The 13,120-nt window shown below is 23.8% G+C and carries 8 protein-coding genes; all 8 read left to right on the forward strand.

Features of this window, described 5'->3' with window-relative positions; translation table 4 throughout:
* Positions 1 to 362 precede the first annotated feature (362 nt).
* The gene (locus AACL04_RS01865; RefSeq protein WP_339030903.1) at positions 363 to 1,292 is read left to right on the forward strand and encodes a hypothetical protein; all 930 of its coding nucleotides are present in this window, start codon (positions 363 to 365) and stop codon (positions 1,290 to 1,292) included.
* Between the two features lie 2 nt (positions 1,293 to 1,294).
* Positions 1,295 to 2,428, forward strand: a complete 1,134-nt coding sequence (locus tag AACL04_RS01870) for an SGNH/GDSL hydrolase family protein (RefSeq protein ID WP_339030904.1) — start codon at positions 1,295 to 1,297, stop codon at positions 2,426 to 2,428.
* Positions 2,429 to 2,452: 24 nt separating this feature from the next.
* On the forward strand, positions 2,453 to 4,558 hold the full coding sequence (locus tag AACL04_RS01875) for an MOLPALP family lipoprotein (RefSeq protein ID WP_339030905.1): 2,106 nt from the start codon (positions 2,453 to 2,455) through the stop codon (positions 4,556 to 4,558).
* A 126-nt stretch (positions 4,559 to 4,684) separates the two neighbouring features.
* On the forward strand, positions 4,685 to 5,383 hold the full coding sequence (locus AACL04_RS01880; RefSeq protein ID WP_339030907.1) for a hypothetical protein: 699 nt from the start codon (positions 4,685 to 4,687) through the stop codon (positions 5,381 to 5,383).
* A 41-nt stretch (positions 5,384 to 5,424) separates the two neighbouring features.
* Positions 5,425 to 9,798: an ABC transporter permease gene (locus AACL04_RS01885; RefSeq protein ID WP_339030909.1), complete on the forward strand. Its 4,374-nt coding sequence runs from the start codon at positions 5,425 to 5,427 to the stop codon at positions 9,796 to 9,798.
* A gap of 203 nt (positions 9,799 to 10,001) precedes the next feature.
* The gene (locus AACL04_RS01890) at positions 10,002 to 10,349 is read left to right on the forward strand and encodes a hypothetical protein (RefSeq protein WP_339030910.1); all 348 of its coding nucleotides are present in this window, start codon (positions 10,002 to 10,004) and stop codon (positions 10,347 to 10,349) included.
* Positions 10,350 to 10,567: 218 nt separating this feature from the next.
* Positions 10,568 to 11,215 (forward strand): hypothetical protein, encoded by a 648-nt coding sequence (locus AACL04_RS01895; protein WP_339030911.1) that lies wholly within the window; start codon positions 10,568 to 10,570, stop codon positions 11,213 to 11,215.
* 56 nt (positions 11,216 to 11,271) lie between these two features.
* Entirely contained in the window at positions 11,272 to 13,056 is a 1,785-nt protein-coding gene (locus tag AACL04_RS01900) for an ATP-binding cassette domain-containing protein (RefSeq protein WP_339030913.1), read from the forward strand.
* Positions 13,057 to 13,120: the final 64 nt, after the last annotated feature.

Here is a 13,120-nt window from a genome sequence, read left to right on the forward strand (position 1 = left end):
GAGTTAAAAAGGTTAAATTACATAAAAATATTTTATTTTTAATAAAATATTTTTATGTAATTTAATTTTGAATTTATCATAGATTTTTAACACTTATATAACCCTTTAAAATGGGACTTTTATAAGTGTTATTTTTTATGTTATTTTTTTAAATAGATAAAATTCAAAAAAGTCAAGTCAAATTATACTCATCAATAAATTGTTATACCTTTTTTAAAGGAGTATATTTTTTGTAAGCCTATTTTTAAATAGATATTTTTTTTTATTAAAATTAGGTGGAAAAATAATTAGCTTTACTTTATGAGTTATTTTATTTTTTTAAGTTAAAAGGGGATAAGAAATTTAGAGAAGGGTTTATCAAAATGAAACAGAAATTCAAAAATTTTCTTAATGAGAAATTGAAATTGAAAATAATAATTTCATCATCGATAGTTGGCTTTTTATTTCTATTTAGTTTTTTGATGGTTGTTCCAGGATTAGGAATTGAATCAAAAAAGTTTATTAATAGCATTGAAAAGCAAATAAAAATCATAATGCCTAAAGGTATGTATGTAATTGATGGTCAAGATGTAGTTTATGAACAAGTAATGAATACAGCTATTAAAAGTGCATACACAAGTGATGCACTTTCAACAATCAATTATTATGAAGATAGTAATTATGCTGTTAAAAAAGAAGACTACATTAATTTTTCAAATGAATGATTTGAAAAAAGATGAGGTGATGATATTAGAAATCAAAGAGATGTTGATTTATACGAATTAGGAATGGACTTAATTAAATTTGATCAAGCAGTTGCTACAAAGTTTTTAAGTTATGGTTATGTTCATCCAGGAATTCAGTGAATGTTTAAAAATGGAGGATTAAAGGAAATTTTTTCTTCTCAATTTTATGAACAAGCAAAAAGAGATCAAACAATTATTAATCAAGAAACTTATGATTCTTGAATGAAATATGAGGGTCCTGGATTAAATGGAATTAAAGTAGAAAAAAGTTTAGGAACAATGATAGTAAATAATAAAGTTTGATTTTTAAATAGACAAATTGAAAATATAAAATTTGGTTTGAATATTTTAGGACATAGTATTTTTAAAAATAAAGAGTTAAACGAAAATAATATGTCAAAGACAAAAGTCACTTTTGATGAATTATCTTATCCATTTTTTACAGAGACTTTAAAAGTTCTAAGAACTGGAATTATTATATTTTTTATTTTTTTAGGAATTGTTTTACCAATTTATACAGCATTTTTAACTATCTGAATAATCAATTTAAAGAAAGGAAATAAATAAGTATGAAAAAACTATTAGCAATTCTTTCGTCAGTTAGTTTACTAACAGTTTCTACATCAGCAGTAGTATCATGTATACCAACAGCAACTGAAATTAATTTTGATTTCGATAAAAATATTGGAACTCAATTTGATACTAGATTTGCAAAAGATACAAGTGACGATAAATCTAACCATAAAGGTTTTTCAAACTTTTTTACACTAGGCGATTCATTGAGTGATCAAGGTGGTTTGCAAACTGTTGGAAAAGATCAATTTAATATTGAAATTAAAATGTCAGGACAATATGTTGGAGGATTTAGTAATGGATTAACAACAGCCGCTCTGATAAATGAAGAACTAAACTTTTCAAAAGAAGAATTTAAATCTTCAAATTTAATTCATAAGCCTGATATTGAATTAAATGGAGAAAAAGTATGAGGAAAAAATTATTCTGTTGGAGGAGCAACAGCATATGATTCATCAGGAGCAACAGCTTTATTATTGGGAAATACGGGGATTTATAAGCAAGCACAAGCTCTTGTAGAACAACAAAAAATTCACGAGGATGACTTATTTTTAGTGGAAATAGGTGGAAATGATATGTTTGCAATATTAGATAATCTAAATAACTCAAATAAGCGAGAAGAAATTATGCAGAGTGCTTTATTAAATATTAAAAATGCTCTTTATACTTTACTAAATAATGGAGCTAAAAAAATGGTTTTTTTATCTCCTCCAGATATGACGTTAATTCCAAGATATTATAAGGCTAATCAAACTAATAAAGAAATAATTAAAATGATTGGTGATGATTTTAATTATGAAATTTCAAAAATTATTAAAAAGGCTAATAAAATGTTTAATGATTCAATTTTGTTTTTTGACCTTTATACAAGATTTGGTGAAATTACACAAGAATTTCAAAACTCAGGACCTAATAAAAATATTACAGAAGAGTTATGTGATTCAACCTCACCAGATTTAAGTGGAATTGATTTAACTAATTTTGAATTAAAAGCAACTGTAAAACCAGAAAATGTGGGCAAAGAAGAAGACTTTTTCTTCTTAGATTATGTTCATCCAACAAAAAATGGACATAAATTTGCTAAAAAAATTATTTTTAATGAAATTGAATCAAAATGAAATGAAGAATAAAATAGAAAAGAGATGAATTTTAAAATGAAAAAATTATTAAGTTTAATAGGAGCCATGACATTAATGGCTTCGCCAATTGGAGCTGTTGTAGCGTGTGGAAATAAAAATGCAAAGGAAGAAGAAAAACCTGATAAAGTTGAAGACAACTTTGAAACTGCAGAAAGACAAGATACAATCTCAAAATTAATGTCTCAATATGCAAAATCACTTTATTTAAATCAAAATGAATTATCTGATGGTGAAACACATTTTAGTTCAAAATATATGATGGAAAATAATGTAAAAAATGAATACTTAAAAACACTTAATCTAACTGATTTTAATGAATCAGAAGGTGTAGAAGGTAATGGTAAGTTTTATAAAGTTGCAGATAAGTATTTTAATACAAATGACTTATTAGCATCTGACTTGAAAATATCTGATAATGTTTATCAAGATTATGTTCTAGATCCAAGTGCACCTGATGAAGGAATTGTTGATATTGTTAAAAATACATTACCTACAATATTATCACTATTATCAGATCCCACAACTTTACAACAATTATTAGGAGTAGTTGCAAGTAATCCTTCAATGATAGGGTCAATTATTTCTCCTGATTTACTTAAAACTTTAGGAAAAGTTTTAAATCAAGATAATTTAAAACTTTTGGAAAATGCTTTTAGTAATAAAATATATGCAAATATGAGTTATCAAACAGCATTAGATTCAAGTATGATAGGATTATCAAATGCAGTTAATAAATTATTAAATGGTAGTGAAACAAAATTGTCTTATGAAACTCAAGCAGATGTAGAACAAAATATTGATAGTGCAACAACTAATTTAGCAGACAATATCTCAAATTTAATGAGTGGTACAGCTGAGTTAAAAATAGATTTCATTAGCAATATTGACTCTATTGCTGAAGTTATTCGTTTTATAAGAACATTAGTAGTTTATATGGAACAATTTAGTTATGAGGAAATGACTTCTTCAGTATTAACTTTAGAAAAGATTGAAGAAAAAAGAAATCAGATTTTTAATTCTAATTCAATTGATATTAAACAATTATTTAAAAAGATAAATTACATGGTAAATGATGATCTATCAGGAGTTGTATTTAAGAATTATATTGGAATTTTATTTGCAACAAATTCTAAAAACTTTTCAATTGGTAAACAATTTACAGAAAATGTAAATGATGGATTAATGGGTTTACTTTCAAAAATTGGAGTTAAAGCTATGAAAGAAGAATCTATTAATATAATCATTTCAAAAGTATATGTAAATTCAATGATAAGGTCTATTATAAATGGTGGTTTAAATTCAAGTTATGGAGGAAGTTTATTTTCTACTGTAATTGGAGCTCTTGTAACAATGCCAGGTATTCTTCCTAGTCCTGTTAAAGAATTAATGCAAAAAATTACTAGTGTTTCAGGAGAAGGGAAAAAGTTTAAATCAGATTGAATGGGTTATTTATGAAATAACACTAATGAAAATTTTAATTTCTCTATCAGAGATTTAATGTCAAAACCTATGAATGAAATTAGTTTATCAGGATTATTAGGCGAAGAAAAAACTTCACAACCAGAAGATGAACAAAATCCAATTGAACCGGCAAAAAGATTTAATGAAGCTAAAGAAAGTTCAATGAATTTTTTAACAAATAAATCTATTAAAGAACTTGTGAATGAATTCAATATAGAATTTAGTTCAACTACAAAATCAACAATTAACTTTTCTGATTTTGGTGAATTAATGGCTCGTTTTGCAAAAGATTCAACACTTGAAAAAGCTTTAAATGACATTGATAATATGTTTGAAATATTAGGTTATAATAGTGATGGATCACTTAAGGAAGGCTCAGTTTTTGAGCAATTATTTAAAATTCTAAATGATGAAGATGAATTGATTGCTAAAATGAGTAATATTCTATCAAAATGAATAAAAGAAAGTAATCAAGAAGTAACTGATTTAAAAAATCAAGCCGAAGAATTATTTAAAAAATTAACAGTTAAAACTGAAATTAAATCTGTAAATAATTTTAGATATACTGTAAATGACGGAACAAATGAATTAGTATTTGATATTGCCATGAAATATAAAAATAAAAAATTAGTAGTTTCAGAAATTAAATTAATGGCATAATAAAAAAGTAGTAAAACAATTATGAATATTTATTTATAATTGTTTTTTTTATTTTTTATTAATTATAAAAGTTATTTTTCTATTAAAATATAACTATAAACAATATAAAAAAATGGAGAGTTTTGTATGCGTAACTATAAAAAAAATAATGTCAAAAAATTATACATGCTATTGGTTTTAACACATCTGATTATTATTTTTTTTCAGCTTTTTTTAAAAATTCAAAAAATGGTTTTTTATATAGCTATTCAATTTACATTAATAATAAATACAATAATAATTACATCAGTATGCTTTTGAATTGTAATTGAATCAATAGTTATTTTTAATAAAATTAAAAAAAATTTTATTAATTTTAGAACCTTTAACTATATTAAAAGATTTAATTATTTAAATGATTTTTTTAAATTAATATTAATTACTGTTCCTATTTTTATTTCTAGTGAATACAAAGCAATAGAATACTTTTTAAACTCAAATCAAATTGTAAAAAGTTGAGAATTTTTCTTAATAATTGGTTTTTCAATAATAATTTCTGCTACTTGTTTATTTGTTTCTTATTTTTTCATATTTGAAAAAATAAGAAAAAAAATAAAATTTGAAATAACTGAAAAATTATTTTTTGTGATCTCAAAAATAATGCAACCAAACTTAGTGTCTTTAGAATATATTAATTTTACAAAGGAATTACTGCGAAAATTTGAACTATACTTTATAACTTTTTTAGAAAAAAATAATTTTGTAGAGCAGATTATTAATTGGAAAAAAAGTTTTCATCTTAAAATATTTAAAAAAGGAGTAACTCCTCCATCACTTATTTTTTAATGTACATATAAAGGTTATTAAAAAATAGGAGGAAACTAAATATGAAAGGAATTAGGCTTTTACTAAAGAATTCTTTTAAGTCCGCTAAAAAAAATAAGTCACAAATTATTGGTTTATCACTTTTAGTTATGCTAGTATCTTTAGTTATATCTGTATTAGGAGCAACTTCAACAAGAGTTTCAGGAGCTTATAATCAGTTAAGGTCACAATCAAATTTAAGAGATTATATTGTAGATATCAATATAAACGATAAAATATTAAACCCAGATGAAAATGCTAAAGATATTAAACAATGGCAAACTCATGAGCAACTTGTTAAAGATGATATACTTTATCAACAATATATTATGAATCAAATAGCACTTAAATATAATTTAGATGTATCATTTACTGAATCTAGGTTAATATCGGGTTTATATGGCAAAAAGGGTGATATTAGAGTTAAAGTTATCTCAAAAATAAATTCTGATATAAATAATGGTGTTGATAAACTTGTAGTTTCTAAGGGTCGAAAATTCAATGAAGGTAAAAAAGAAGTTGTTATTGGTGAATCTTATGCTAAGAAAAATGGAATTAAAGTTGGCGATATTATTAGAATAAATCCAGATAAATATGGAATGGATTTATTAATTAAAAATACTACGGGTAATTCATTAGAGATAAAACAACTTAATAAAGATTTAGAAAATATGACGGATGCTCAAACATTTTTAAATAGTAATAATTATCAAAATCAATTATGATTTGAAGTTGTTGGTATTGGAACTTCAGTAGATTTTACAACGCCAATTATGGATCAAACAACAATAATTCCAAATATGAATAACGAAGTTTTAATATATATGGATCCATCATGAATGGGATATAAAAGTTATTCATACACTTTTACAGAAATTGATTATAGTCAGTTAATGCAAAAAAATCAGGTACAAAAAAATATGGCACCATATATTGCTTCAAATGCAAAAGTAGTTGTAACTTCTGAAAATGATAGAGAGGCATATATTTCTATTAAATCATCAATTCAAAGAGATAATGATTTTTTAAATATTTTAGAAGAAGAATATAAAACTTGAACCAATATAAAAATAAAGGATAAATATATATATGATTCCAATGATTCCCTATATAAATTTTCTTCAAGAATCACAACTTTTAATTCTATTATGGCTGGATATAATGGAATAGCAACTGCTTTAATAATAATTATTGTCACTATTGCTGGATTTACAACAATTTTAACTACTAAAAAGCAAGTTGAATTACAAAGTAGACAAATTGGTTGTTTAAAATCATTAGGTTATAAAAAACGTCAAATTGTTAATAATTTTATTGCAATTCCATTAATTGTTTCAATTCTTGGTGCTTTAATGGGTTATATTATTTCTATTTTTATTGAAAGTTTAATAATAAATATTTTTTCAAACTACTTTAATATAGCATTTTTAAAATTTCAATTTAATATATTTTCTTTTGCAACTAGTATTATAGCTTTATGAATTGGACTTACATTATTGTCATTTATAATTGGTTATTGAACTATTAGATTACCTGCATTAATTCTTTTAAATGGGGGAAATGATAAAATAATTAATAAATTTTCAATGAGTATGAAATCACTATTTTCAAAAAGAAAGTTTAATCCAAGATTAAGAGCGGCTTTACTTACAACTTCTTTAGGAAAATTAATAGGAGTTAGTGCTACAATGCTTTTATCAGCAACTTTGCTTACAACAACTATTGTGGCACCAAAAGTTATGAGAGATAATATGACAGCTACTTTTAATGGAATGAATTATGAAAATATGGTTGAATATAGTCAACCCATTGCAAATAACCCCTGATCTTTTCAAAGGACATATAATCCAAATTGAGATAGTGAAAAAGAGGGTTGAGGTCAATATAAAGATGAATTATTAATAAGAAATGGTGGAGTTGGAAGTGGAGTTGGAGGATTTAATAAACCTAAAGGATTTACAAAAGGTTGAACAGCATATCCAACTGTGGATGGTTATGACCCTATTGCAAATAAAAATACCAAAATAATAAATTGACAAAAAGTTTATTCAGATCTTCTAGAAGGTAAAATAAGTCCTTATTACTATACATATGATATAGCTAAGGATAATAAATTCTTTTGAACTGAGTTATCATATTCAAATTGAAAAAATATGTCAACAAAATTACTTCAAAACTTAGATAAAGCAAATGTATCCGGTCCACTTGGAGATCTTGCTCTATCACAATTGCATGCTCAATGACCAGACTATACAAAGTTAATTGGTGATATAAAAAATTTAAGTGAGCCATCATCAGCAGAAGATTTGCAAAATTATTCAATATTAATGCTACAAATTTATAGTAAGTATATTAATGGATTAAAACTTACTTATAATGAAGGAATGATTGATAGAAATCAACCTAATGAATTCTTTATAAATTCAACAAAAGCAGAAAAAAAATTAAATTTTGCTTTTAAAAGTAAGAAAATAAAAAAATATTGAAACTCAAATAAAGAGATAAAAAATATTATGAAAATTGATGAACAGTATACTGCTGACTTTACAATTAATTGAAATGATAAGTTTATAACTCCATTAGAAATTAATGAGAATGAGATTCGTTCAACAACAGATGAAGAACAACTAAAAGAATTAAATAAGGCCTTGACGCTATGATTTGGTTCTAGTATGGATGGAAGAATGGGATTAGCTATTTTACAAACTGGTTATACAAGGTCACCATATTTTGTTCAAGAATATATTAAAACAGCAATTGAAAGTAATCAAAATTATAATATTACTTTTAATTTAGTTCCTTATGATAATAACAAAGATGAAATTGGAACTATGCTTAATACAAATTTTTTATCTAAGAATGGTAAGTTAGAAAAAGCAAAAATTTTTGGTATTGAATCGGATACAAATCTCGTTTCATTAAAAAATAAGAGAGGTAAAGATTTAACTAATACATTATTTAATAATGATAATAATTTAGTTCCTTTAAGTATTAATGAAAGCTTTTATAAGAAAACAAATAAAAAAATAGGAGATACTATCTCCTTAGAAGTATTGAAAGATTTACTTTCATTAGAGGGCAATGATAAAGAATTAACTTTAAAGAATGATATAAATTATGGACATAATTTATTAGAAAATAATAAATTGGACTTTTCTAAGGAATTTAGAACACAATCAACGTATGGTTATTATACCAATGGAGGTATATATGCAAATAATTTATCAAATTTAGCTAGTGATGGTGGGGTTAATTCATCAACAATTGGGGATATAAAAATAGCTGCTCCTTATGCTGATAAAGCTACAAATCCAATTGAAGTTTATGAAAAATATAAAGATGGAACTCTTAAAATAAATTCAAAATATTATGATACTCAATTTATAATTACAGGTGTTCAAAATGGATATGGTCAGCCACAAGGTTGAATTTCAAATGAAAATGCTAATAAAATAATGCAATATGATCAAGTTAAAAAATATAACTTTGAAAATTGATTTGCAAGAGAATATCCTAAAGGAAACCCTTTATATCAATTAGAAGAATTTTCAAAGAAAAATGAAAAAAATATTGATGGAGCAATATTGGAGGAATTTATTCAGGAAGTGTATCAACATAATAAAACATATGAAGATTTTATAAATAATGTACAAAGTAGTGAAATTGGTTCAAGTTGAAGAAATATGAATCAACTTTATGAAAATTTATATCCTATTTTTAACTATAAATATAGTTATGATAATAATATTGTTGATTTAACTCAAGGATTTTCAGTATCTTCAAAAATTGGAGATTTTAGTTCAGTTGGGCTAAGCGGTAGCTTTGAAACCATTAATGTTCCTTGTTTAGGAGAAGATTTACCTTTTAATTATCAAAATGAGTGCACAATAGTTAATCCAGAAAAATTTAATCAAGGTTATGGAATAGGGACATTATCAACAATGTTACCAAAGGAGCAAACTAGACAAATATTAAGTCAAGTTACTGATCTTATAAACTTAGTTATGATATTCTTTATAATAATTGCTATAATTGTTTCTACAACAATTATTCTTTTAACAACAAGTCTAATTATTTTTGAAAATAAACAATTTATTGCAACAATGAAAACCTTGGGATATTCAAATTCTTATGTTGTGAGACAAATTTTAGGAATGTATATTGCACCAATTTTAATTATGTATGTTATTGGTTTTATAACAGGATGGTATATCTTTGTAATAATATCTGATTTCTTAGCTTTAAATACAGCATGGGTTTTACCAGTCAATTTCTCACTGTGATTACCATTTAGTGTATTTGCTGTTATTGCAACAATTTATATAGTAACTTTTGCAATTGGATGAATAAATATACAAAAGATAAATCCATTAGAAGCTTTAAAAGATAAAAACTAAATATTTATTTTAAAAATACAAGACTTTTTACTAGAAAATCTTGTATTTTTTTAGTTTCTTTTAATAAATAATAATTAAATCCTTTTTATCTTTTAAAAGGAATAATAATTAATAGTTTTTACTTCAATTTTTATAGAAAATATTTTAATTTATCTAAATCAATAGTTTATAATTATAAAAGATACCAATAAATAGGAGACAAAATGGAAAATAGAATCAAAAATATTAAACAGGGTGTCTATAAAGTTGCATTATGCTCAGCTATTATTTTTTTAGTTTCTTTAGTACTAACATCAGTTTTTATAACTTTATTAGTAATTACTTTAATGCAAAAAGTATCTTGACTATGACTAAGTCTAGCAATAGTAACTTCTTTGATTGCTGGATTTACATTAATTGCAACTATTTGTGGATTAACTTTTCTTAAATCAAATAAAAATTGAGTAGAAATAGAGAAGGTAACAAAAAAATCTTTTTTGGATTGAGGTTTATTCTACTTTGTCTATTCTAATAAAATAGATAAATTTTCTGAAAAAAAAGAAGAAAATTAATAAAAACATTCTAGTAGTTATGCTTTTAATTAAGTATTTTTTTGAAAAATATAAGTTTATATAGGATTTAATTTATTGAAAGTTATATATTTTTTTTAAAATTTAATGACTTATTTTTCTTAATAAATAGTTAAAATAAATTATTAAATTTTAAAATTTTTTATAATAAAATACACCCATAAATGTGATATAGTTAATTTTAAAAGAAGGCGAATGTATTGAAAATTTTAAGAAGCTATTTAAGATTGAACTCATTTTTAATTTTATTATTAACTTTTTTTTGTTTTGCTTTTATTTATTTGAATGATGAAATAATAAAATTAGTTTTAAGTATTTTTATAGTAATTTTAGCTTCATATATTTTCTTGAATTTTCAAGTTAGATTATGAGTTATTAACAGAAGTAATTATAATGCTCTATTAAATGACCAAGTAAATTATGATAGCATTAAAGTCACTATAAAAGAGTTAACTTTAATTCTTATTAATGTCTATTTTTTAATAAACATTGTTTCAAATATTTGTGTTTCAAATATTGAACTTAATTTTAGAAATATACTTTTACCAATAATAATTTCTTTTTCTTTATTTTTATATATTTTTATTAAAATAGAAATGTTTAAATTTTATATTATAAAAGAAAAGGTTTTTAGCATTAATATAAAAATCTTTAAGTTTATCATGAAAATTTTGGTAAGTATTATAAGTTTTGCAAGAAAAGTATTTTTAGCGATCAAAAAACTATATTTTAAGATAAAAAACTTGTTTATTTTGAAGTTAAAAATAAAAATAGGGTGAGAAAATTACCACAAACATTGAAATGAGAAATTAGCTATGATTAAAATTGCTTATGAGGACAGTTATTAGTCATTTTAATTTTTAAAATTAAGTTAAGTAAAAAATATAAAAAGAGGAGGACTTTTATGTCTAATAATGCAATTATTGTAAAAGATTTAAATAAAAAATTTAAATCAGGTTATGGAATTTTCGATATTAATTTTAGTGTAGAGTATGGTAAAGTTTTTGGTTATTTAGGGCCAAATGGTGCTGGAAAATCAACAACTATTAGAAGTTTAATGGGGTTTATCAGATCTGATTCAGGAACTTCAAATGTTTATTTAGAAAATCATGCTAATTTTAAAGATGATCAAACTTTAGTTCAAGATTTAGTTCAATATGATTCATGAACTGATGCTAATAAAATTCAAAGAAATTTAGGATATGTTCCAGGAGAAATAGCTTTTCCAATTCAAATGACAGGAATTGATCTTTTAAAACAAGTTTTTAAATTAAGAAATATGACTAACTGAGATGACGTTAGAAAATATATTGATTATTGAGAATTTAATCCAAATATGAAAATAAAAAAAATGTCTAAAGGGATGAAACAAAAGGTTGCTTTAGTAATTGCTTGAATGCACAATCCAGATATTATTGTACTAGATGAGCCAACAAGTGGATTAGATCCTTTAATGCAAGAAAAATTTGTTAAACTAGTTCAAAAATCAAAAGAAGAAGGTAAAGCGATTATTTTATCTTCACACATCTTTTCAGAAATTGAAAGAACTTGTGATTATGTTTCAATTATTAAACGTGGAAAAATTATTTCAACTATTAATATTAAAGACATTCAATATAATGATGAAAAAACTTATGAAATTAAATTTAAAGATAAAGTAATTAAAAGTGATGTAGAATCATCAAAATGAACTATTAAAAGTTTCAAGGATAATACTTTGTTTGCAGTTGTTGATAACAAAAATATCAATGACTTTATTATCAAAATGGGAAAAAATAAAATTGAGTTTATTAAAGAGCATCCATTAAATTTGGAACAATATTTTATGAAATATTATCAAAATGAAATTGAAACTGATGTAGCAGATTCATTAGATAATATAATATTGAAATCTTCAACAAAAGAAAGAGCGATTTCTTTTGAACTAATTAAAGATACTATGAGAAAGACTCTTGGATTATGATTATTTTCAACTCTAATACCAGTTATTTTAATTATTGTAGCGTTTTCTATAATGATTAATGACAGTTCAATTAAGGAAATGATTGCTCAAGGAAATGGTACTTGAAATACCATATTAAAAGAGGCTACAGTAGGATTAGTTGTCAGTTCAACAGGAATTACATACTCATTAATGTTAGTTTATTTATTAACAAGTGGTAATTCCATTGTTGCTGGAGAAGTCGATAAAGGAACGATGGTTAATTTATTAACAACTAATCAATCAAGAAAAAGTGTAATTTTAACAAAAGGTGGGACTTTCATTTTCTCATTATTTATAAGTATCTTTATTCAATTTTTAACAACTATTATAACAATTTCAGCTTTGGGAAAAGGTGGAGAAATTAATTTTGGATTATTTGCAATGTACTTTTTTGGTTTATTTTTAATGTTATATGTAATTAGTTCAATTGCATTTATTTCAAGTTGTTATTTCAACAAATCTGTAGCTTCATTGTCTGTGGCTGGAGGAATTAGTATTATCTTTTATGTACTTTATTTTGCAAGTCAAATTCCTTCAGTAGAATTTCTAAAATACTTTTCATTGAATAGTTTATTTACAATTGATTTTACTAGCGTAAGTGAGGTTTCAAAGTATTTAGGTGAATATATTGCTTTAGCAGTTATTGGAACTGGATTATATGTTGCTTCATATTTAATTTTTACAAAAAAAGATTTACCATTATAAAATTAAATCATTATTTTAAAAATAATGATTTTTTTATAAAACAAATTCTAATAAAAAACTTGCT

This window comes from Spiroplasma endosymbiont of Cantharis nigra (assembly GCF_964019925.1).
In the GTDB taxonomy this organism is placed as follows: Bacteria; Bacillota_I; Bacilli_A; order Mycoplasmatales; family Mycoplasmataceae; genus Spiroplasma_A.